At 62.9% G+C, this 20,515-nt stretch carries 21 protein-coding genes; 15 read left to right on the top strand and 6 right to left on the bottom strand.

Features of this window, described 5'->3' with window-relative positions; genetic code table 11:
- Positions 1-9: 9 nt before the first annotated feature.
- Together gluQRS and dksA are read right to left on the bottom strand one after the other, a co-directional pair.
- A complete protein-coding gene (gluQRS, locus tag NJH59_RS03600; protein ID WP_253086406.1) occupies positions 10-897 on the bottom strand; it encodes a tRNA glutamyl-Q(34) synthetase GluQRS in 888 nt (295 codons plus the stop codon).
- Positions 898-963: 66 nt separating this feature from the next.
- The gene (gene dksA / locus NJH59_RS03595; protein ID WP_043863802.1) at positions 964-1,410 is read right to left on the bottom strand and encodes an RNA polymerase-binding protein DksA; all 447 of its coding nucleotides are present in this window, start codon (positions 1,408-1,410) and stop codon (positions 964-966) included.
- Between the two features lie 210 nt (positions 1,411-1,620).
- On the opposite strand from dksA, the gene NJH59_RS03590 reads away from it, so the two are divergent.
- Entirely contained in the window at positions 1,621-2,793 is a 1,173-nt protein-coding gene (locus NJH59_RS03590) for a pyridoxal phosphate-dependent aminotransferase (RefSeq protein ID WP_078481321.1), read from the top strand.
- Positions 2,793-3,503, top strand: coding sequence for a DNA/RNA nuclease SfsA (gene sfsA / locus NJH59_RS03585; protein ID WP_043863800.1), 711 nt, complete (start codon positions 2,793-2,795; stop codon positions 3,501-3,503). The genes NJH59_RS03590 and sfsA overlap by 1 nt, the downstream gene beginning before the upstream one ends.
- On the opposite strand, the gene NJH59_RS03580 is transcribed toward sfsA, so the two are convergent.
- Complete coding sequence (locus NJH59_RS03580; RefSeq protein ID WP_253086405.1) at positions 3,496-3,813, bottom strand: Rieske 2Fe-2S domain-containing protein; 318 nt, start codon at positions 3,811-3,813, stop codon at positions 3,496-3,498. The two genes, sfsA and NJH59_RS03580, sit on opposite strands and share 8 nt — an antisense overlap.
- A gap of 166 nt (positions 3,814-3,979) precedes the next feature.
- Between NJH59_RS03580 and NJH59_RS03575 the strand changes: the two genes are divergently transcribed.
- Genes NJH59_RS03575 through NJH59_RS03560 form a run of 4 tightly spaced genes read left to right on the top strand, consistent with a single transcriptional unit; the run spans position 3,980 to position 7,572 of the window.
- Positions 3,980-4,861, top strand: coding sequence for a hemin ABC transporter substrate-binding protein (locus NJH59_RS03575; RefSeq protein ID WP_253086404.1), 882 nt, complete (start codon positions 3,980-3,982; stop codon positions 4,859-4,861).
- Between the two features lie 50 nt (positions 4,862-4,911).
- The gene (locus tag NJH59_RS03570) at positions 4,912-5,895 is read left to right on the top strand and encodes an iron ABC transporter permease (protein ID WP_253086477.1); all 984 of its coding nucleotides are present in this window, start codon (positions 4,912-4,914) and stop codon (positions 5,893-5,895) included.
- On the top strand, positions 5,895-6,662 hold the full coding sequence (locus NJH59_RS03565) for a heme ABC transporter ATP-binding protein (protein WP_043863796.1): 768 nt from the start codon (positions 5,895-5,897) through the stop codon (positions 6,660-6,662). The genes NJH59_RS03570 and NJH59_RS03565 overlap by 1 nt, the downstream gene beginning before the upstream one ends.
- 10 nt (positions 6,663-6,672) lie before the next feature.
- Positions 6,673-7,572 carry a ChaN family lipoprotein gene (locus tag NJH59_RS03560; RefSeq protein WP_088514008.1) on the top strand — a complete coding sequence of 300 codons (900 nt, stop codon included), beginning with the start codon at positions 6,673-6,675 and terminating at the stop codon, positions 7,570-7,572.
- Between the two features lie 247 nt (positions 7,573-7,819).
- On the opposite strand, the gene NJH59_RS03555 is transcribed toward NJH59_RS03560, so the two are convergent.
- The 3 genes from NJH59_RS03555 to NJH59_RS03545 all read right to left on the bottom strand — a co-directional run bounded on the left by NJH59_RS03555 (position 7,820) and on the right by NJH59_RS03545 (position 10,271).
- On the bottom strand, positions 7,820-8,092 hold the full coding sequence (locus NJH59_RS03555; RefSeq protein ID WP_043863794.1) for a TfoX/Sxy family protein: 273 nt from the start codon (positions 8,090-8,092) through the stop codon (positions 7,820-7,822).
- Between the two features lie 167 nt (positions 8,093-8,259).
- Positions 8,260-8,604, bottom strand: coding sequence for a pentapeptide repeat-containing protein (locus NJH59_RS03550; RefSeq protein WP_043863793.1), 345 nt, complete (start codon positions 8,602-8,604; stop codon positions 8,260-8,262).
- Between the two features lie 104 nt (positions 8,605-8,708).
- Positions 8,709-10,271, bottom strand: a complete 1,563-nt coding sequence (locus tag NJH59_RS03545) for a bifunctional aminoglycoside phosphotransferase/ATP-binding protein (protein ID WP_043863792.1) — start codon at positions 10,269-10,271, stop codon at positions 8,709-8,711.
- 118 nt (positions 10,272-10,389) lie between these two features.
- On the opposite strand from NJH59_RS03545, the gene mrcB reads away from it, so the two are divergent.
- The 9 genes from mrcB (at position 10,390) to msrQ (ending at position 20,226) form a co-directional block, all read left to right on the top strand.
- Positions 10,390-12,711 (top strand): penicillin-binding protein 1B, encoded by a 2,322-nt coding sequence (gene mrcB, locus NJH59_RS03540; RefSeq protein WP_054916525.1) that lies wholly within the window; start codon positions 10,390-10,392, stop codon positions 12,709-12,711.
- A 27-nt stretch (positions 12,712-12,738) separates the two neighbouring features.
- Positions 12,739-13,476: a hypothetical protein gene (locus NJH59_RS03535; protein WP_078481315.1), complete on the top strand. Its 738-nt coding sequence runs from the start codon at positions 12,739-12,741 to the stop codon at positions 13,474-13,476.
- A complete protein-coding gene (locus tag NJH59_RS03530; protein WP_043863789.1) occupies positions 13,476-13,805 on the top strand; it encodes a YqcC family protein in 330 nt (109 codons plus the stop codon). Before NJH59_RS03535 ends, NJH59_RS03530 begins: the two co-directional genes overlap by 1 nt.
- A 422-nt stretch (positions 13,806-14,227) precedes the next feature.
- On the top strand, positions 14,228-15,952 hold the full coding sequence (locus tag NJH59_RS03525; RefSeq protein ID WP_253086403.1) for an acetolactate synthase 3 large subunit: 1,725 nt from the start codon (positions 14,228-14,230) through the stop codon (positions 15,950-15,952).
- Positions 15,953-15,954: 2 nt separating this feature from the next.
- Positions 15,955-16,446 carry an acetolactate synthase small subunit gene (gene ilvN / locus NJH59_RS03520; RefSeq protein WP_043863788.1) on the top strand — a complete coding sequence of 164 codons (492 nt, stop codon included), beginning with the start codon at positions 15,955-15,957 and terminating at the stop codon, positions 16,444-16,446.
- A 53-nt stretch (positions 16,447-16,499) separates the two neighbouring features.
- Positions 16,500-17,516, top strand: a complete 1,017-nt coding sequence (gene ilvC, locus NJH59_RS03515; RefSeq protein WP_043863787.1) for a ketol-acid reductoisomerase — start codon at positions 16,500-16,502, stop codon at positions 17,514-17,516.
- A 146-nt stretch (positions 17,517-17,662) separates the two neighbouring features.
- Positions 17,663-18,523, top strand: a complete 861-nt coding sequence (gene pssA, locus NJH59_RS03510) for a CDP-diacylglycerol--serine O-phosphatidyltransferase (protein WP_043863786.1) — start codon at positions 17,663-17,665, stop codon at positions 18,521-18,523.
- 63 nt (positions 18,524-18,586) lie between these two features.
- Complete coding sequence (gene msrP / locus NJH59_RS03505; protein WP_078481314.1) at positions 18,587-19,600, top strand: protein-methionine-sulfoxide reductase catalytic subunit MsrP; 1,014 nt, start codon at positions 18,587-18,589, stop codon at positions 19,598-19,600.
- Positions 19,600-20,226: a protein-methionine-sulfoxide reductase heme-binding subunit MsrQ gene (gene msrQ, locus NJH59_RS03500; protein ID WP_253086402.1), complete on the top strand. Its 627-nt coding sequence runs from the start codon at positions 19,600-19,602 to the stop codon at positions 20,224-20,226. The genes msrP and msrQ overlap by 1 nt, the downstream gene beginning before the upstream one ends.
- Positions 20,227-20,515: the final 289 nt, after the last annotated feature.

The following is a 20,515-nucleotide window of genomic DNA, read 5'->3' as shown; positions in this document are numbered from 1 at the left end:
GAGAAACGATCAGTGAAGGTCGGCTTCGGGCACGCTCAGGCGCCGGGGCAGGGCGTCGGTATTCCAGTGCTGGGCGGCGTGCGCGAGTACCTCGCTCGGCGTACCCAGCGCCATGTCCGCCTCGACCGGTTGGCCGAGCGCACGCAAGGCCCGCAACAGCAAGGGTGTGGCCTGGTCCGCCGGCAACGGTGCCGAGCGATACGACTTGCCCAGTTTGTGCCCGTCGGGCTGGGTGATCAGCGGCACATGCAGGTAGCGCGGCTGCGACAGGCCCAGTAGCTCCTGCAGGTACAGCTGGCGCGGGGTGTTGTCGAGCAGGTCGGCGCCACGCACGATATCGGTCACGCCTTGCCAGGCATCGTCCAGCACCACTGCCAGCTGGTAAGCGTACAGGCCATCGCGGCGCCGGATCACGAAGTCGCCCACCTCGCGTCCCAGGTGCTGCTCGAAGCGGCCCTGCAGACGATCGGTGAAGTGATAGCTCAGCTCCGGCACGCGCAGGCGAATGGCCGCGTCCTCCTGGGCGTGGCCCAGGTTGCGACAAAGGCCCGGATAGATACCGTTGTACCCTTCCAGCTGCTTGCGCGAACAGGTACAGGCATACGCCAGGCCCTGCTGAAACAGGCGCTGCACCACGGCGGCATAGGCGTCGTGACGCTGGCTCTGGTACACCACTGCGCCGTCCCAGTGCAGGCCGTAGTTTTCCAGGGTGTGCAGGATGGCGGCCTGGGCGCCGGGGGCTTCGCGCGGCGGGTCGATGTCTTCCATGCGCAGCAGCCATTGCCCGCCCACGGCGCGTGCGTCCAGCCACGAGGCGAGGGCGGCGACCAGCGAGCCGAAATGCAGAAAACCACTGGGGGTGGGGGCGAAGCGCCCGATGTAGCGCGGGGTGTTCATCACAGGCGGGTAGATCCGACAGCCATAAATGAAACGGGGCGCCTTGAGCGCCCCGTTCTGTTCAGGTCAGGCCTTGCCGACCTGTTTTTCCTTGATTTCCGCAAGGTTCTTGCAGTCGAAGCACTTGTCGGCGGTAGGGCGGGCCTCCAGGCGGCGCACACCGATTTCAACACCGCAGTCTTCGCACCAGCCGTAGTCCTTGTCCTGGATCAGTTGCAGCGTCTTGTCGATCTTCTTGATCAACTTGCGCTCGCGGTCACGATTGCGCAGTTCCAGCGCAAACTCTTCTTCCTGGCTGGCACGGTCTGCCGGGTCGGCAAAGTTGGCTGCCTCTTCCTTCATGTGGTCTACAGTCCGATCCACTTCCTTCATCAGGTCCTGCTTCCACTTGTTCAGGATGGAGACAAAGTGGGCCCGCATGTCATCGCTCATGTACTCCTCACCCTTACCAGCTTCATAGGGGGTGAAGTCGCCAACGGCTTGAACGGTTTGTTTCTTTTCTTGGGTGGACATGAATAGACCGCCTCTCACTCTTCTAATCCATTGCGCAGGCTTCTCCATCTCCGGCGCCCGCCGGCCCTGCGACTGCGAGCCGCCGAACTTACCAGATCGAATCGGGGCGCGCTACTCCCGGTTGTCTCCCTGGTTGACCACGGCTTTACCCACACGTTCGTTCCCATGCATGGGTAGAATCATCATTTTAGACCCATTTGAGAGAAGGCCATGGCCCAGCCCTACAGTGCGCGCAGTCGCGCCATCGAACCCTTTCATGTCATGGCGCTGCTGGCGCGGGCCAACGAACTGCAGGCAGCCGGGCATGACGTGATCCACCTGGAGATCGGCGAGCCGGACTTCACCACTGCCGCGCCCATCGTCGAAGCGGGCCAGGCTGCCCTGGCCGCAGGCCACACGCGCTACACCGCGGCACGTGGCCTGCCTGCGCTGCGCGAGGCGATTGCCGGGTTCTATGCCCAGCGTTACGGGGTGAACATCGACCCGCAGCGCATCCTGATCACCCCGGGCGGCTCGGGCGCATTGCTGCTGGCGGCCAGCCTGTTGGTCGACCCAGGCAAGCACTGGCTGCTGGCCGACCCGGGCTACCCGTGCAACCGGCACTTTCTGCGCCTGGTCGAGGGCGGTGCGCAACTGGTGCCGGTCGGCCCCGAGGCCAACTACCAGCTCAATGCCGACCTGGTCGAGCGTTACTGGGACAACGAGACCGTCGGTGCACTGGTGGCCTCGCCCGCCAACCCCACCGGCACGGTGCTCGACCGCGAGCAACTGGCCAGCCTGTCGCAGGCCACCCGTGCGCACAATGGCCACCTGGTGGTCGACGAGATCTATCACGGCCTGACCTACGGCATCGACGCCCCCAGCGTGCTGGAAGTCGATGACGAAGCCTTTGTGCTGAATAGTTTCTCAAAATATTTCGGCATGACCGGCTGGCGCCTCGGTTGGCTGGTAGCGCCGCCTGCAGCGGTCGCCGACCTGGAGAAGCTGGCGCAAAACCTCTACATCAGTGCGCCGAGCATGGCCCAACATGCTGCGCTGGCCTGTTTCGAACCCCGCACGCTGGCGATTTTCGAGGAGCGTCGCGCCGAGTTCGCGCGGCGTCGCGACTTCTTGTTGCCGGCCCTGCGCGAGCTGGGCTTCGGTATCGCGGTGGAACCGCAAGGGGCGTTCTACCTGTACGCCGATATCAGCGCGTTCGGTGGTGATGCCTTCGCGTTCTGTCAGCACTTCCTCGAAACCGAGCACGTAGCCTTCACCCCGGGCCTGGACTTCGGTCGTCATCAGGCCGGGCACCATGTGCGGTTTGCCTACACCCAGAGCCTGCCGCGCCTGCAGCAGGCGGTCGAGCGGATCGCCCGCGGTTTGCGGAGTTGGCAAGGCTGATGCGTTTTTTCCCCGAACTTGAGCAGGCGCGCCTGCTGCGGCGCTACAAGCGTTTTCTGGCCGACATCGAACTGGCCAACGGCGAACAGATGACCATCCACTGCCCCAACACCGGGTCGATGCTCAACTGCATGCTGGAGGGCGGCAAGGTCTGGTTCAGTCGGTCCAGCGACCCCAAGCGGAAATTGCCGGGCACCTGGGAAATCGCCGAGACCCCGCAAGGCCGGCTGGCCTGTGTGAACACCGGGCGGGCCAATGCCATCGTCGAAGAGGCGCTGCACGCCGGGCGCATCACCGAGCTGGCCGGCTTCACGGCGCTCCGGCGGGAGGTGGCCTATGGCGAGGAACGCAGCCGCATCGATTTTCGCCTGGAGTACCCCACAGGGCCGGCCTATGTCGAGGTCAAGAGCGTGACCCTGGGCTTCGACGGCTCGCGGATAGCGGCGTTTCCCGACGCGGTGACCCAACGTGGCGCCAAGCACCTGCGCGAACTGTCGGCACTGGTGCGCCAGGGTGTGCGGGCGGTGCAACTGTATTGCGTGAACCTGAGCGGCATCGATGCGGTGCGCCCGGCCGAGGAAATCGACAGCGCCTATGCCGCGGCCTTGCGTGCAGCGGCAGCCGAAGGTGTCGAGGTGCTGGCCTACGGCGTGCACCTGGACGGCGAGCAGATCAGCATCGACCGCGCATTGCCGGTGATGCTCACGTAATGAGCCAGATGCCCTGGCTGTCTTCCCGGCAGTCCAGGGCCTGCAATGCATCCCCTGTACAGGGGCCGGCCACGCATTCACCGGACTCCGGCACGAACAGTGCGCCGTGATGAACGCAGGCGATCAGTTGGGCGCTGGGGTCCAGGAATTGGTCTGCCTCCCAGTTCAGGCCGATGCCACGATGAGGGCAGCGGTTGCGGTACAGGTAGACGCGGCCCTGGCGACGTACGCCGAACAGTTCGATGCCTGCGGCCTTGAAGCCACGGCTCTGGCCCTCGCCCAGATCGGACGGGCGGCAAAGAAGGTGCATGGGTAGGTTCACTTGAAGAAACGAGAGTCGGCTTGACGTCCAAATGCAAATAATTATCAAATTGCCCGCAATGGCCGTGCCCGGCGTCTTTATACCGCGAGTACGGGCACTGCCCAACCGTTATCCACCTGGACAACGGTCCGCCTTCATCTAAGGAAGCCTTGCTATGCGCCGACGTGCCAGCCTGATCGCCCTGTGTATCGGGCTTGTTTTCAACTCGGCGGCCCAGGCCGAACCCCTGGCCGCCCGCTGGGTCAGTGCCGGCGGTGCGCTGAGCGAGTGGGTGGTGGCGCTGGGCGGCGAGTCGCGGCTGGTGGGCGTCGACACCACCAGCCAGCACCCGGCGAGCCTCAAGGCGCTGCCCAGCATCGGCTACCAGCGTCAGCTGTCGGCCGAAGGGGTGCTCAGCTTGCGCCCGGACCTGCTGGTGGGCACCGAGGAAATGGGCCCGCCAGAGGTGCTCAAGCAGCTCCGGGGGGCCGGGGTGAAGGTGGAGTTGTTTTCGAGCACGCCCGAGCTGCAGGCCGTGCATGGCAACCTCCGGCAATTGGGCCGCCTGATGGGCGACGAGGCGCAGGCAGAGCGCCTGTTCGGCGAGTACCGGCAGCAGCTTGACGGGCTGGCGGCACGAATCAAGGCAGTGCAGGGCAGTCAGGCGGCCCCTGGCGTGATTCTGCTGGTGGGGCATGGCGGTGCCAAGCCGATGATCGCGGGCAAGGGGACCGCAGGCGACTGGATGATTCGCCAGGCCGGCGGGCGCAACCTGGCCGACAATGACGGCTACAAGAACTTCTCGGTCGAGGCGCTGGCGGCGCTGAACCCCCAGGTGCTGGTGTTTGCCGATCGCAGCCTGTCGGGCGAGGTGGCGCTGCAGGCCCTGCTCAAGGAAAACCCGGCGCTGGCGGCCTCTCGCGCAGCACGGGACAAGCGTCTGGTCGAACTTGACCCGACCTTGCTGGTGGGCGGCCTCGGGCCGCGTCAGCCGGCCAGCCTGCAAGCGCTGGCGCAAGCCTTCTACCCGGCGGCCAAGGCGCAACTGGCCCCATGAATCGACTGGTACCACCGCGTGCTCTGTTCATCGGCCTGAGCCTGCTGTGCCTGTTGGCGGTGTGGCTGTCATTGGCACTGGGGCCGGTCAGCCTGCCGTTGCTCGACACCCTGCGAGCCGGGCTGCGCCTGGTAGGCGTGCCGATTCAGGCCCAGGGGCTGGAGCAGGCCGAACTGATCCTGGGCCAGATTCGTCTGCCGCGCACCTTGCTCGGGCTGGTGGTCGGCGCGGTGCTGGCGATTTCCGGGGTGGCGATGCAGGGCCTGTTTCGCAACCCGCTGGCCGACCCCGGCCTGGTCGGGGTGTCCAGCGGTGCTGCACTCGGGGCGGCGGTGGCGATTGTGGGCGGCAACTGGCTGGGGGGCGTGCCCGAGGTATTCGCGCCCTATCTGTTGTCGATCTTCGCCTTTCTCGGCGGGCTGGGCGTGACGGCGCTGGTCTACCGGTTGGGCCGGCGTGACGGTCAGACCAGTGTCGCCACCATGCTGCTGGCGGGCATCGCCCTGACCGCCCTGGCCGCCTCGGTGGTGGGGCTGTTCACTTATCTTGCCGATGACGCCACGCTGCGTACGCTGACGTTCTGGAACCTGGGCAGTCTCAATGGCGCAAGCTACCCGCGCCTGTGGCCGTTGTTGCTGGTGGCGGTGGTAGTGGCCTGGTGGCTGCCGCGCCGGGCCGAGGCGCTCAATGCCCTGCTGCTGGGGGAGTCGGAGGCGCGCCACCTGGGTATCGAGGTCGAAACACTCAAGCGCGAACTGGTGTTCTGCACCGCGCTGGGCGTGGGGGCGGCGGTAGCGGCGGCGGGGTTGATCGGTTTTGTCGGGCTGGTGGTGCCGCACATGGTGCGACTGTTGTCCGGCCCCGACCATCGCGTGTTGCTGCCGGCGTCGCTGCTGGCCGGAGCGTCGCTGCTGCTGTTCGCCGACCTGATCGCGCGGCTGGCACTGGCGCCGGCAGAACTGCCGATTGGCATCGTCACTGCATTTATCGGTGCCCCCTTCTTCCTGTTTCTGCTGCTACGGGGGCGTGCCTGATGCTACGGGTGGAGAACCTGCAGGTGGTGCGCGGGCAGACCCGGGTGCTCGATGGCATCACCCTGGGCATCGAGCCGGGGCAGGTGCTGGGTGTGCTGGGCCCCAATGGTGCTGGCAAGAGCACCTTGCTCGCAGCGTTGTGCGGCGAATTGCCTGCCCATCATGGCCGTGTGCTGCTGGATGAGCGTGCGTTGGGCGACTGGAGCGGGCATGAGCGGGCACAACGCCTGGCGGTACTGCCGCAGACTTCAAGCCTGGGCTTTGCGTTTCGTGTCGAGGAGGTGGTGGCCATGGGGCGACTGCCCCACCGCACTGGTCAGGTGCGCGACCAGGCAATCGTGGTCGAGGCACTGGAGGCGGCGGATGCCGGGCACCTGGTGGGGCGCAGCTACCTGGCGCTGTCGGGGGGCGAGCGTCAGCGAGTGCACCTGGCGCGGGTGCTGGCGCAGCTCTGGCCAGGGGGCGACGGCTGCACGCTGTTGCTCGACGAGCCGACGTCCATGCTCGACCCCCTGCATCAGCACACCACGTTGCAGGCGGTCAGAGCCTTTGCCGACCGTGGTGCGGCGGTACTGGTGATCCTGCATGACCTGAACCTGGCGGCGCGCTATTGTGACCGCATCCTGCTGCTCGAACGTGGCTGCCCGCATGCGCTGGATACCCCTGAACAGGTGCTTCGGCCCGAAGCGCTGCGCGCCGTGTTCGGCCTTGAAGTACTGGTTCAACCTCACCCCGAGCGGGGGCACCCGCTCATCATCGCCCGCTAGGATCTCGCCCATGCCTCGCACGTTGCTGTTTGGCACCCTGTTGCTGCTGGCGTTGGGACTGAGCGCTTGCCAGTCCGGCGCAGCGTTGGCGCCACTGCCGCAGTGGCAAGGCCCGCAGGGGCGCGAGCATGCCGAGCTGGGGCAGATCCGCGAGTTGAGCACAGGCCGGTTACTGACACCGGAGCAACTGGTCCGGCGCCTGGCTGCGGCACCGCGGGTGCTGGTGGGGGAGCAGCACGACAACCCCGATCACCATGCCTTGCAGTTGTGGTTGTTACGCGCGCTGGAGCAGCAACGGCCGCAGGGCAGCCTGCTGTTGGAGATGCTGGAGCCGGCGCAGCAGGCGCGGGTGGATGCACTCAAGCAGCAGCCCACGCTACCGGTCGACCTGGTGTCGGCGCTGCACTGGCAATCAGGTTGGGATTGGGCCCTGTATGGCCCGATCGTGCGCCATGCGCTGGGGCAGCCCTATCCGTTGCTGGCGGCGAACCTTGATCGCGCCGAGGTGCGGGATATCTACCGCCAGGTACCGAAGTTGGAGGGGCAGCACGCTACGACCGCTGCGGTTACCCAGGCCTTGCTCGACCAGGTACGTGAAGGGCATTGCGGGCTGCTGCCTGAATCGCAGATGCCGGCCATGCTGGCGGTACAGCAGCAGCGTGACCGGCGAATTGCCCAGCGCCTGATGCAGGCGCCGACGCCGGCCCTGCTGTTGGCGGGGGCCTATCACGTGCGCAACGACCTGGGCGTGCCCTTGCATCTGCTGGACTTGGGGGTAGAGCAGGGCACCAGCGTGCTGATGCTGGCGCAGGTGGGGGAAAAGGTGGACGCAGGCATGGCCGATTACGTGTGGTTTACCGCTGGCGTGGCCGAGCAGGATTACTGCGCGAGCCTGCGCAAGGGCGGGTGATACAGGCTGTGAATGTGTGGTGGCCCTTTTCGTGGGCTTGCCAGTGCATAGGCCATGACAGGCAACTCAAATCCCAGGCAAAAAAAAGACCCGGCAAAGTGCCGGGTCAATAACCGTGATTAGCCTGATGAGGAGATAATCTGAGAGTCCGAACCAAGGTCTTTCAGAATATCCAACCAGTCTCGCGACCAGTTGTGATAATCATAACGATTCTCATTTCGAAGTCAATCCTTTCATTCTGCTTATTTCAATTATTTTTGCAGGGCGCCTTGGCATCCAGCTGTTTGTTCAGCGCATCCTTGCGTTCAACGGGGATGTCGTTCCAGTGCACATCCAGCAGCGCGCCTTCTATCGCGTAGAGCAGCACCTTCGAGGCACGAAAGCCGCGGCTGCGTACCGCGTGGTAGGCGTTCACCGCGCCCAGCCGACGAAGGTCCGAGAGACTGTGGATGCCCACCGCATGCAGCCACTGCGCCGACGTCTTGCCAAGATTTTTCAGATGCTGAAGTTCATCGTTCATCAAGCCTCCTTGCGACGGCTGAACGGGTCCTGGAGATTGATTCGTGGGCAGGTCAAGAAGGAGTGTAGCGGCAGTTGGAAAATACGCGGCGTTTTGCCATGGGCGGTGCACGGCGGGGCCTGCAGCCACCGCCGGCGTTGCCAGGCGGTGGCTGTCGGCAGATGCTTTCAGCGGGTGCGGTAACGCAGGCGGGTACCGAAATTGACCGACATCAGAATCTCGTCGGCACTCAGTTCTGCGGGGAAGTAGGTGCCGGAGATCTGCGCATGGGCCAGGCTGGCACCTTCGAGGCAGTTCTCGCGCAGGTCCAGCCCACGCAGGTCGGAGGCGCGAAAGTAGGCGCCACTGAAATCGATGCCCTCGGTGTCCAGCTTGCGCAGGTCCAGCCCTCGAAAGTCACCGTCCTTGAAGTCGACAATGGCGTTCCTGGGCTTCTCACGATTGAATTCCGCGATGTGTTCCTTGTGCACCAGAGCGTATAGCGCGCTGTCGAGCTGGCGTGGCTGGTTCATGAGGGCGCCTCCTTGTGTGGCCTGATGATGGCATTATAGTGCCACTGTGCGGAGGCGCCCGAGATAGAGGCGTGAAGTGTGGACTGCTTCACGCCCTCGCCGTTTTAAAGGCCGGGCAGGCGCTGGCGAATCTGCTTGACCAGTTCATCCAGGCTGCCGCTTTCGTTGGTTTCCACGCGCTTGGCCTTGAGCAGCTCTTCGCCTGTCAGCGGGTCGCGACTGGCTTGCTGGGCGGCGACCACTTCCAGAGTGGCGTCGGACGGGTCGTTCTGGTCGGCCTGGCGCTGTGCCAGCCAGCTGGCGATCACGGCGTCCGGTGCATTGCAGTCGAGGATCAGGAAGGGAACGCCGGTTTCGCTGGCAACGTCGGCGGCGGCCTGGCGCTGTGCCTGCTTGAGGTAGGTGGCATCGATCACCACCGGGAACCCCGCGCGCAGGATTGTTCCGGCCAGCTGATGCAGGTGCTGGTAGGTCTTCTGGCTGGCGTCATCGGCGTAGATGCCTTGTTGCAGCTGACCGGCGGCCTGCTCGGCCTGCTCGCCGAACAGGCGCTTGCGTTCAACGTCCGAGCGCAGGCGAATGGCACCCAGTGCTTCGACCATGCGCATGGCGACATGGCTTTTGCCAACGGCCGACACACCGTGGGTGATGGCCAGCAGGCGCGACGGGATGGCGCTGTAGCTCTCGGCCAGGTTGGCGTAGTTGCGGTACTGACGCAGGGTGGTGGCCCGTTGTACGCCATCGGCGTCGGCCGGCATGCTGAACAGCGCGACCTTGGCCCGCACCAGCGCACGGTAGGCCTTGTAGAAGTTCAGCAGTTCGAGGCCGGCGTAATCGCCGGTGATTTCCAGGTACTGGCTGATGAAGCGCCGCGCCAGCGACTTGAGGCCGCGGTCTTCCAGGTCCATGGCCAGGAACGCCGTATCGGCGTACACATCGGTCAGGCGGAAGGGTTCGTTGAATTCGATGCAGTCGAAAATCACCACCTTGCCGTCGATCAGTGTGGCGTTGCCCAGGTGGATATCGCCATGGCACTCGCGTATGAAACCTTCGGCCTTGCGCGTTTCGAACAGGCCATGCAGTCGATCGAAGCTGCTGCGCGCCCAGGCCTGCAACGCATCGAGCTGCACCAGGTCGGCCTTGTCGCTGAGGAACGGGCGAATCTGTTCGAAGTTCTGTTCAACCGGAGCCATCACGCTGTCGGGCGTGCCCAGCGGGTGTTCGACAGCCACTTTCGGTGCGGCCAGGTGGAACTGGGCGATCTGGCGGGCCATCTGGTCGATATGCGCAGCGGTCAGTTCGCCATTGGCCTGCAGCGTGCTGAGCATCTGGTTCTGGGGGAACTGGCGCATTTTCAGCGCGTACTCGATCGGCGCGCCGTCACCTCCCAGCTGCGGGGCCTCGACGCTGCCGGTGATGGGCAGTACTTCCAGGTACAGGTCGTCGGTCAGGCGCTGGTTGAGGCGCAGTTCTTCGGCGCAGAAATGCGCGCGACCCGACAGCTCGGTGAAGTCCAGGAAGCCGAAGTTCATCGGTTTCTTGATCTTGTAGGCGTATTCGCCCGTGAGCAGCACCCAGGAAATGTGCGTCTCGATGACCTGGAATTCCTTTACAGGGTGCGCAAACAGGGCCGGGTTTTGCAGGGCGGCGATCAAGGCTTGGCTCACGGTCGATCCTTCTGGGTCGTGGGAGATTCGAATCGACCATTATGGCGGCAAGCGGGGCCGCTGCAAACCGCCGGAGGGCGTCTGTCGACAAGCCATAAAGTGCGTATAATCCGCCGCCATGACTCGTACCCGATCTTCCCGTACCTCTAAAAAACGCCCTTCTGGCCGCGCGCGCGCCTGGTTGGGCTGGGCCCTCAAGCTCAGCCTGGTCGGCCTTGTGGTGCTGGCCGGCTTTGCGGTTTATCTCGATGCCGTGGTCCAGGAGAAATTCTCCGGCAAACGCTGGACCATCCCGGCCAAGGTCTACGCGCGCCCGCTCGAGCTGTTCGTCGGGCAGAAGCTGAGCAAGAACGACTTCCTGATCGAGCTCGACGCCCTGGGCTATCGCCGCGAAAGCGTGGCCAACGGCCCGGGCGCGGCCTCGGTCAACGGCAACACCATCGACCTCAATACCCGCGGCTTCCAGTTCTATGAAGGCATGGAAAAAGCCCAGGGCGTGCGCGTACGCTTCTCGGGCGACTACGTTGCCGGCCTGAGCGGTACCAATGGCTCGAAGCTCGACGTGGTGCGCCTGGAGCCGCTGCTGATCGGCGGCATCTACCCGAAGAACCTTGAAGACCGCATCCTGATCAAGCTCGATCAGGCGCCGCCCTATCTGCTCGAAACCCTGGTGGCGGTGGAAGACCGTGACTTCTATCACCACTTCGGGGTGTCGCCCAAGTCGATTGCGCGGGCCATATGGGTCAACACCTCGTCCGGCGCCATGCGCCAGGGCGGCAGTACCCTGACCCAGCAGTTGGTCAAGAACTTCTACCTGACCAACGAGCGCAGCCTCAGCCGCAAGCTCAACGAAGCGATGATGGCGCTGCTGCTCGAAGCCCACTACAGCAAGCGCGACATCCTCGAGGCGTACCTCAACGAGGTGTTCGTGGGCCAGGATGGCCAGCGTGCGGTGCACGGTTTCGGCCTGGCCAGCCAGTTCTTCTTCAGCCAGCCGCTGTCCGAGCTCAAGCTGCACCAGGTGGCGCTGCTGGTGGGCATGGTCAAGGGGCCGTCCTACTACAACCCGCGTCGTTCTCCGGAACGCGCGCTGACGCGTCGCAACCTGGTGCTCGACCTGCTGGCCGAGCAGGGCGTGGCGACCCCCGAAGCGGTCGAGGCCGCGAAGAAAATGCCACTGGGTGTGACCAAGCGCGGCAGCCTGGCGGACAGCTCGTTCCCCGGCTTCCTCGATCTGGTCAAGCGCCAGTTGCGCCAGGACTACCGTGACGAAGACTTGACCGAGGAGGGGCTGCGTATCTTCACCAGCTTCGACCCGATCCTGCAGATGAAGTCCGAAGCGGCGATGAACGAAACCTTCAAGCGCCTCAGCGGGCGCAAGGGGGCGGACGAAGTCGAGGCGGCGATGGTGGTGACCAACCCGGAAACCGGGGAGGTGCAGGCACTGATCGGCAGCCGCCAGGCCGGGTTTGCCGGTTTCAACCGTGCCATCGACGCCGTGCGTCCCATCGGCTCGCTGGTCAAGCCGGCGGTGTACCTGACCGCGCTGGAAAAACCGAGCCAGTTCACCCTCACCAGCTGGGTGCAGGATGAACCCTTCTCGGTGAAGGGCGCCGACGGCCAGGTGTGGAAGCCGCAGAACTACGACCGGCGCGCCCATGGCACGATCTTCCTGTACCAGGGGCTGGCCAATTCCTACAACCTGTCGACCGCCAAGCTTGGCCTGGAAGTGGGCGTGCCCAACGTGCTCAAGACCATTGGCCGCCTGGGTGTCAACGTCGACTGGCCGGCCTTCCCTTCGATGCTGCTGGGTGCCGGGGGCATGTCGCCGGTGCAGGTTGCGACCATGTACCAGACCCTGGCCAATGGCGGCTTCAACACGCCGATGCGAGGCATCCGCAGCGTGCTGACCGCCGAGGGCGAGCCGCTCAAGCGCTACCCGTTCCAGATCCAGCAGACCTTCGACCCGGGGTCCATCTATCTGGTGCAGAACGCCATGCAGCGGGTGATGCGTGAAGGTACCGGGCGCTCGGTTTACAGTGTATTGCCCAGTTCGTTGAACCTGGCCGGCAAGACCGGTACCAGCAACGATTCGCGTGACAGCTGGTTCGCAGGGTTCAGCCAGGACCTGCTGGCAGTGGTGTGGCTGGGTCGCGATGACAACGGCAAGACACCGTTCACCGGCGCCACCGGCGCGTTGCAGGTCTGGACCAGCTTCATGCGCAAGGCCGACCCGCTGCCGCTGGACATGCCACAGCCTGACAACGTGGTGCAGGCCTGGGTCGATCCGCATACCGGCCAAGGTTCCGATGCCAGCTGCCCGGGCGCGGTACAGATGCCGTATATTCGCGGCAGTGAGCCAGTGGCCGGCGCCGCCTGTGGCGGCGAGCAGGCACCTGCCGAGTCCGTGATGGACTGGGTCAAGGGCTGGATGAATTAAGCCAAAGCACAGCAAAGAGGGTGTGACGTGAACAAGTGGTTGTTTCCTGCCTTGACGGCACTGGCTTTGCTTACAGGTTGCGCCAGCGTGCAGCGTGGCTCGATCCCCGTAGTGGATTCAGGGACGCGGGTTTCCAACAGCGAGCGAGTGTCGGCCAACCGTGCCGGCGCTGCCGTGAACACCGGTACTCGCCAGGCGCAGGCGATGCCGCAGGATTCCGGGGTGACGGTGATGGTGCCCCAGGGCGCCGGCTCCGAGCCGATCCAGACCTTTGCGGCGCCTACCGGGCCAGCGTCGATCGACACCGGGCCGATTACCCCAGGCCCGCAGAATTCGGCGCCGTTCCCGAGCACCAGCAGCGGTGGCTACAGCGCACCGAGCGCACCCACCGGCATTCCCAGTTCGAACGCCGGCAGCGGCGGCCTCTCGGCTGACGAACAGCTCGATGGCCCGGTGCTGGCGCTGTTGACCACGGCGCAGACGCAGCAGACCGGGGGCGATCTCAACGGCGCCTCGTCCAGCCTTGAGCGTGCCCAGCGCATTGCCCCGCGTGAACCGCAGGTACTCTACCGTCTGGCCCAGGTGCGACTGGCCCAGGGCGATGCGGCGCAGTCCGAACAGCTGGCGCGACGTGCCCTGACCTACGCCAACGGTCGCCCCGATCTGCAGGCCGGCCTGTGGGACATCATCGCCCAGGCGCGCGACAAGCAGGGTGACGCCGCCGGCGCCGCGCTGGCTCGCCAGAAAGCCAAGGTCAGCCTGTAATGGAGGCGCGCATCCTGGCGATTGCAGACCACCTGCTGCTGATAGAGCACGAGCTGCACAGGCAGGGCTGGTGGTCCGCCGAGGCGCCCAGTGCGCAAGCCCTGGCCAGCACCACGCCGTTCGCCGTCGACGCCATGAACTTCGATCAGTGGCTGCAGTGGATCTTTCTGCCGAAGATGAAACAGATACTCGAAAACGGTGCGCCGCTGCCCAGTGCCTCGGGCATCCTGGTGATGGCTGAAACGGTGTACGTGGATCGGCCGCAAGAAAGTCGCGAGTTGCGTCGTCTATTAGCAGAGTTTGACCAATTGATCAGTGCTTCTGCCTGAATTTCCCTATTTTCACCCTAAGAGCCGCAGATTGTGGCTCTTTTTGTTTCTGAAGTTTGTTTTTCTGCTGCTGTCTTTGTAATTCGTGGTGGCTGCGGATCGTCATTTGGAAAAATTGGCAATAATTTTTCTTGACTTGCAGGCGCAGAATCAGAAGAATCCAGTTTCCGCTGTAGAGGGACTGCCAGAAGCAGACCCGCTAAGCAGATCATGAGGCGCACACCCGCGCCGACCTGTTACACCCCGCAACGCGTTACCTCGCGCTGGGTGGGAAAACCCCGCAACACTTTGGGGCGCTCCCAATACTTGCTCAGTCAGTGCTGACGTAGTCGGCGATTTCGTCGCTCATGCTCTGCTTGGCAGTAAACCTATTAAGACCCGTCCTGCCTGGACGGTATTCTGGCGTTTTAGAGGTGAACAACGTGGAGCTTTTATCTGGCGCTGAAATGGTCGTCCGCTTTTTGCGTGACGAAGGCGTTAAGCACATCTACGGGTACCCTGGCGGTGCTCTCCTGCATGTATACGATGCCCTGTTCAAGGAACCGGAAGTAAGCCACATCCTGGTTCGCCACGAGCAGGCGGCAACCCACATGGCCGACGGCTATGCCCGTGCCACCGGCAAGGCCGGCGTGGTACTGGTGACTTCCGGTCCGGGTGCCACCAATGCCATCACCGGTATTGCCACGGCGTACATGGACTCCATCCCGATGGTCATCCTCTCCGGTCAGGTGCCCAGCACCATGGTCGGTACCGATGCCTTCCAGGAAACCGACATGATCGGTATCTCGCGGCCGATCGTGAAGCACAGCTTCATGATCAAACATGCCTCGGAAATTCCTGAAATCCTGAAAAAAGCGTTCTACCTGGCTGAATCCGGTCGTCCTGGCCCGGTTGTCGTCGATATTCCGAAAGACATGACCAACCCGGCCGAGAAGTTCGAGTACGTCTACCCGAAAAAGGTCAAGCTGCGCTCCTACAGCCCGGCCGTTCGCGGGCACTCGGGTCAGATCCGCAAGGCCGCCGAGATGCTGCTGGCCGCCAAGCGTCCGATCGTCTACTCCGGCGGTGGCGTGATCCTCGGTGGTGGCTCGGCTGCGTTGACCGAGGTCGCGCAACTGCTCAACCTGCCGGTCACCAATACCCTCATGGGGCTGGGTGGCTATCCGGGCACCGACCGTCAGTTCCTGGGCATGCTCGGCATGCACGGCAGCTACACGGCCAACCTGGCGATGCACCATGCCGACGTGATCCTGGCCGTCGGTGCGCGTTTCGACGACCGTGTGGTCAACGGCCCGGCGCGGTTCTGCCCGAATGCCAAGGTCATCCACATCGACATCGACCCGGCATCGATCTCCAAGACCATCAAGGCCGATGTGCCTATCGTCGGTCCGGTCGAGAGCGTGTTGAGCGAAATGCTCGCCACCTTGCGCGAAATCGGCGAGAAGCCTGATCAGGCGGCGATGGATGCCTGGTGGAAGCAGATTGCCGAATGGCGTGGCGACGGCATCATGTTCCCGTACAACAAGGGCGATGGCAGCGTCATCAAGCCGCAGACCGTGATCGAAACCCTGTGCGAAGTCACCAAGGGGGATGCGTTCGTCACCTCCGACGTGGGTCAGCACCAGATGTTCGCGGCGCAGTACTACCGCTTCAACAAGCCGAACCGCTGGATCAACTCCGGTGGCCTGGGCACCATGGGCTTCGGTTTCCCGGCGGCCATGGGCGTCAAGCTGAACTTCCCGGACCAGGAAGTTGCCTGTGTCACCGGCGAGGGCAGCATCCAGATGAACATTCAGGAGCTCTCTACCTGCCTGCAGTACGACCTGCCGGTAAAGATCGTCAACCTGAACAATGGTGTGTTGGGCATGGTTCGCCAATGGCAGGACATGGCCTACAACAGCCGTCACTCGCACTCCTACATGGAATCGCTGCCTGACTTCGTCAAGCTGGCCGAAGCCTATGGTCACGTGGGTATCCGCATCACCGACCTGAAGGACCTCAAGCCCAAGCTCGAGGAAGCCTTCGCCATGAAAGACCGGTTGGTGTTCATCGATATCCAGGTCGACAACAGCGAGCACGTCTACCCGATGCAGATCAAAGACGGTTCGATGCGCGATATGTGGCTGAGCAAGACGGAGCGGACCTAATCATGCGGCACATTATTTCCCTGCTGTTGGAAAACGAACCAGGTGCCTTGTCCCGTGTGGTCGGCCTGTTCTCGCAGCGCAACTACAACATCGAAAGCCTGACCGTCGCCCCGACCGAAGACCCGACCCTGTCGCGCCTGACGTTGACCACGGTTGGTCATGACGAGGTGATCGAGCAGATCACCAAGAACCTGAACAAGCTGGTTGAAGTGGTCAAGCTGGTCGACCTGTCGGAAAGCGCGCACATCGAGCGTGAACTGATGCTGGTCAAGATCAAGGCCACGGGTGCGCAGCGTGCCGAGATCAAGCGCACCACCGATATCTATCGTGGGCAGATCGTCGACGTCAGCAGCACGGTCTATACCGTGCAGCTGTCGGGCACCAGCGACAAGCTGGACAGCTTCATCCAGTCGATTGGTACCGCGTCCATTCTCGAAACAGTACGCAGTGGTGTCACCGGCATTGCCCGTGGCGACAAAGTGCTCAGCATCTAACTCAAAAAATTAGCGAATGGCCTGAAAGGGCCGAGATAACCAGGGGTATTTTCATGAAAGTTTTCTACGACAAAGACTGCGACCTTTCGATCATCCAGGGCAAGAAAGTTGCCATCATCGGTTACGGTTCCCAGGGCCACGCTCAAGCGTGCAACCTGAAAGACTCCGGTGTGGATGTCACTGTCGGTCTGCGTAAAGGTTCGGCCACCGTTGCCAAAGCCGAAGCCCACGGCCTGAAAGTGGCTGACGTGGCAAGCGCTGTTGCCGGTGCCGACCTGGTCATGATCCTGACCCCGGACGAGTTCCAATCGCAGCTGTACAAGAACGAAGTCGAGCCGAACATCAAGAAGGGCGCCACCCTGGCCTTCTCCCACGGTTTCGCTATCCACTACAACCAGGTCGTTCCACGTGCTGACCTGGACGTGATCATGATCGCGCCAAAAGCGCCTGGTCACACCGTGCGTTCCGAGTTCGTGAAAGGCGGCGGTATCCCTGACCTGATCGCCATCTACCAGGACGCTTCCGGCAATGCCAAGAACGTTGCCCTGTCCTACGCCGCAGGCGTTGGTGGCGGCCGTACCGGCATCATCGAAACCACCTTCAAGGACGAGACCGAAACCGACCTGTTCGGCGAGCAGGCCGTTCTGTGCGGCGGTACCGTCGAGCTGGTCAAGGCCGGCTTCGAAACCCTGGTTGAAGCGGGCTACGCGCCAGAAATGGCCTACTTCGAGTGCCTGCACGAACTGAAGCTGATCGTTGACCTCATGTACGAAGGCGGTATCGCCAACATGAACTACTCGATCTCCAACAACGCCGAATATGGCGAGTACGTGACCGGCCCTGAGGTCATCAACGCCGAATCCCGTCAGGCCATGCGCAATGCCCTGAAACGCATTCAGGACGGCGAATACGCCAAGATGTTCATCAGCGAAGGCGCTACCGGCTATCCTTCGATGACCGCCAAGCGTCGCAACAACGCTGCCCACGGTATCGAAGTCATCGGCGAGCAACTGCGTTCGATGATGCCTTGGATCGCAGCGAACAAAATCGTCGACAAGGCCAAGAACTGATCTTGATCTGATGCGATGAAAACGCGGCTTCGGCCGCGTTTTTTCGTTTAGGCAGTCAGCTTCTGGTATAAAGCTTCATCGTTTGCCGGCGAACCCTCGTCGCAGACGTCTGTCGAAACTTTCCAAACCGTTGCAAGGTAATGTCCATGAGCGAACGTCCCGAAGAGCCGAACAAGGCCTCTGACGCCGAAAGCCTGCTACCGATCGATGAGCATGTTGAAGAAGGGCATGACGCCGAAGGACGCAAGGTACGGCATCGCGGCATCTATCTGCTGCCCAACCTGTTCACCACTGCGAACCTGTTCGCCGGTTTCTATTCGATCATCAACTCCATGAGTGCGCAGAGCGCCCTGAGTGCCGGTGATCCGCGCGAAGCGAGCAAGTACTTCGCTTTCGCTGCCATCGCGATCTTCGTCGCCATGGTGCTCGATGGTCTGGACGGGCGTGTTGCCCGCATGACCAACACCCAGAGCGCCTTCGGCGCCGAGTACGACTCGTTGTCCGACATGGTCGCCTTTGGCGTGGCCCCGGCGTTGCTGGCCTTCGGCTGGGCGCTGGGTGACATGGGCAAGGTCGGCTGGATGGTTGCCTTCATCTATGTGGCGGGTGCGGCATTGCGCCTGGCACGCTTCAATACCCAGGTCGGCAAGGCCGACAAGCGCTACTTCATCGGCCTGGCCAGCCCGGCGGCAGCCGGCGTGGTTGCGGGTACGGTCTGGGCGTTCAGCGACTATGGCATCCAGGGTTCCAAGCTCTCGTTCCTGGTGGCGCTGCTGGTGGCGGCTGCCGGCATGCTGATGGTCAGCAACATCAAGTACAACAGCTTCAAGGAGCTGGACCTCAAGGGGCGGGTGCCGTTTGTGGCGATCCTTGTGGTGGTGCTGGTGTTCGCGGTGGTGTTCAGCGATCCGCCACGCATTCTGCTGCTGATTTTCCTCGCGTATGCCGCGTCGGGTCCTATCCAGTACCTGTTGCGTTCGCGTCGCAAGAAAACCACCGAGCAGTGATGTAATTTCCCCAAGGCTCCGTAGTCTACTGGTGCATCAGCTCACCGGTTCTACGGAGTCTTTATGCTTATCAAGCTGTCCCGGCCTTCCGACTGCAAAGAATCGGAAATCACGCCTGAGTCCCTCTATCTCTCCCGACGCGCTCTGCTGGGTGGCACTGCGGCTGCATTGGCGGTCGGCAGCTTGCCGCGCTGGGCCGCTGCCGCCGAGGTTTCGCAGTATGCGGACGTCGACGCCGGTGCTGCCCCCAACTGGTTTGCCGAAAAACTGCCGGGCACCCAATGGCAGGCGGTAACGGTCAAGGGTGAAGCGATCACGCCGTTCAAGGATGCCACGCACTACAACAACTTCTACGAGTTCGGTACCGACAAGGGCGACCCTGCTGCCAATGCGGGTGCGCTGCCGACTTCGCCATGGACGGTGGTGGTGGATGGCGAGGTCGGTAAGCCGGGCCGCTATGCGCTCGAAGACTTCATGAAGCCTTATCAGTTGCAAGAGCGCATCTACCGGCTGCGTTGTGTGGAGGCCTGGTCGATGGTGATCCCCTGGTTGGGGTTTCCGATTTCGGCATTGCTCAAGCAGGTGGAGCCGACCTCCAAGGCCCGGTACATCCGCTTCGAAACCCTGCAGGATCCAAAGCACATGCCCGGGCAGCGTTCGGGCTTCGCCTTGATCGACTGGCCCTATGTGGAAGGGCTGCGACTGGATGAGGCGATGAACCCGCTGGCCATCCTGGCGGTGGGCATGTATGGCCGCGAACTGCCCAACCAGAACGGTGCGCCGCTGCGCCTTGTGGTGCCGTGGAAGTATGGGTTCAAGAGCATCAAGTCCATCGTGCGTATCAGCCTGGTCGAGCAGCAGCCGCGCACCACCTGGCAGAACATCGCGCCTGAAGAGTACGGGTTCTATGCCAACGTGAACCCCACGGTGGACCACCCGCGCTGGACCCAGGCCCGTGAGCGCAGGCTGCCCAGCGGCCTGTTCAGCCCCAACGTTCGCGATACGCAGATGTTCAACGGCTATGCGGACGAAGTGGCTTCTTTATATAGCGGCCTGGACCTGCGGAAGAACTACTGATGCGCTATCCACTGTTTCGTTTCGCGGCCTTTCTGTTGGCTTGTGTCTGGCCGCTGTACTGGCTGGCCCAGGCTGTGCTCGATGCGCTGGGCCCCGATCCGGGCAAGGTGCTGGTGGACAGGATGGGGCAGGGTGCTCTGGTCATGCTGCTGGTAACGCTTTGCATGACGCCGTTGCAGAAGCTGACAGGCTGGGCTGGCTGGATCGTGGTGCGCCGGCAGCTCGGCCTGTGGTGCTTTGCCTATGTGCTGATGCACTTGTGTGCCTACCTGTTCTTTATCCTCGGGTTGGACTGGGGGCAGTTGGGCGTCGAGTTGCGCAAGCGCCCTTACATCATTGTTGGGAGTTTGGCGCTTGTCGGGCTGCTGGCACTGGCGGTGACCTCCAACCGCTACAGCCAGCGCCGCTTGGGCGCGCGGTGGAAGAAGCTGCACCGGCTTGTTTACGTGATCCTGGGTCTGGGGCTGCTGCATTTTCTGTGGATAGTGCGGGCAGACCTCAAGGAATGGACGGTGTACGCGGTCATCGGTGGGTTGTTGATGCTGCTGAGAGTGCCTTCTATAGAGAAGCGCATTCCCCGTCTGGGAGGGCGCAAGCGTATATCGGTGACGAAAGTTTCAAATTAGCCCTTGACGCACGATTTAATCTCTCTATAATTCGCCCCACTTCCGGCGCAGTCGGAACGAAAAACTCCTTGAATATCAACGGGTTGGGCGTTTCAGGTCAGGCTGGAGGTGCTTCGATCGAAAGATCGGCAGCGGTGAAAAAGGTGGTTGACAGCAGATTGTAACGCTGTAGAATTCGCCTCCCGCTACGAGAGATCGAAGCGGGTCAAGTGTTTGAAGTGAAACGAAAAACTTCAAAATAAACGCTTGACAGACTCTGAGGAAAGCGTAGAATGCGCGCCTCGGTTGA

The sequence above is a fragment of the Pseudomonas sp. VE 267-6A genome (genome assembly GCF_024126555.1).
Classification (GTDB): Bacteria; Pseudomonadota; Gammaproteobacteria; order Pseudomonadales; family Pseudomonadaceae; genus Aquipseudomonas; species Aquipseudomonas palmensis.
This window is presented reverse-complemented; position numbering and strand designations above follow the sequence as displayed.

Bases quoted from the DNA above. Each gene is read 5' to 3' on its own strand.
- NJH59_RS03530 (WP_043863789.1), top strand. From the start codon at position 13,476: ATGGAGGCGCGCATCCTGGCGATTGCAGACCACCTGCTGCTGATAGAG.
- pssA (WP_043863786.1), top strand. From the start codon at position 17,663: ATGAGCGAACGTCCCGAAGAGCCGAACAAGGCCTCTGACGCCGAAAGC.
- NJH59_RS03575 (WP_253086404.1), top strand. From the start codon at position 3,980: ATGCGCCGACGTGCCAGCCTGATCGCCCTGTGTATCGGGCTTGTTTTC.
- NJH59_RS03560 (WP_088514008.1), top strand. From the start codon at position 6,673: ATGCCTCGCACGTTGCTGTTTGGCACCCTGTTGCTGCTGGCGTTGGGA.
- NJH59_RS03580 (WP_253086405.1), bottom strand. From the start codon at position 3,813: ATGCACCTTCTTTGCCGCCCGTCCGATCTGGGCGAGGGCCAGAGCCGT.
- NJH59_RS03590 (WP_078481321.1), top strand. From the start codon at position 1,621: ATGGCCCAGCCCTACAGTGCGCGCAGTCGCGCCATCGAACCCTTTCAT.
- sfsA (WP_043863800.1), top strand. From the start codon at position 2,793: ATGCGTTTTTTCCCCGAACTTGAGCAGGCGCGCCTGCTGCGGCGCTAC.
- NJH59_RS03565 (WP_043863796.1), top strand. From the start codon at position 5,895: ATGCTACGGGTGGAGAACCTGCAGGTGGTGCGCGGGCAGACCCGGGTG.
- gluQRS (WP_253086406.1), bottom strand. From the start codon at position 897: ATGAACACCCCGCGCTACATCGGGCGCTTCGCCCCCACCCCCAGTGGT.
- dksA (WP_043863802.1), bottom strand. From the start codon at position 1,410: ATGTCCACCCAAGAAAAGAAACAAACCGTTCAAGCCGTTGGCGACTTC.
- mrcB (WP_054916525.1), top strand. From the start codon at position 10,390: ATGACTCGTACCCGATCTTCCCGTACCTCTAAAAAACGCCCTTCTGGC.
- ilvC (WP_043863787.1), top strand. From the start codon at position 16,500: ATGAAAGTTTTCTACGACAAAGACTGCGACCTTTCGATCATCCAGGGC.
- msrQ (WP_253086402.1), top strand. From the start codon at position 19,600: ATGCGCTATCCACTGTTTCGTTTCGCGGCCTTTCTGTTGGCTTGTGTC.
- NJH59_RS03550 (WP_043863793.1), bottom strand. From the start codon at position 8,604: ATGAACCAGCCACGCCAGCTCGACAGCGCGCTATACGCTCTGGTGCAC.
- NJH59_RS03555 (WP_043863794.1), bottom strand. From the start codon at position 8,092: ATGAACGATGAACTTCAGCATCTGAAAAATCTTGGCAAGACGTCGGCG.
- msrP (WP_078481314.1), top strand. From the start codon at position 18,587: ATGCTTATCAAGCTGTCCCGGCCTTCCGACTGCAAAGAATCGGAAATC.
- ilvN (WP_043863788.1), top strand. From the start codon at position 15,955: ATGCGGCACATTATTTCCCTGCTGTTGGAAAACGAACCAGGTGCCTTG.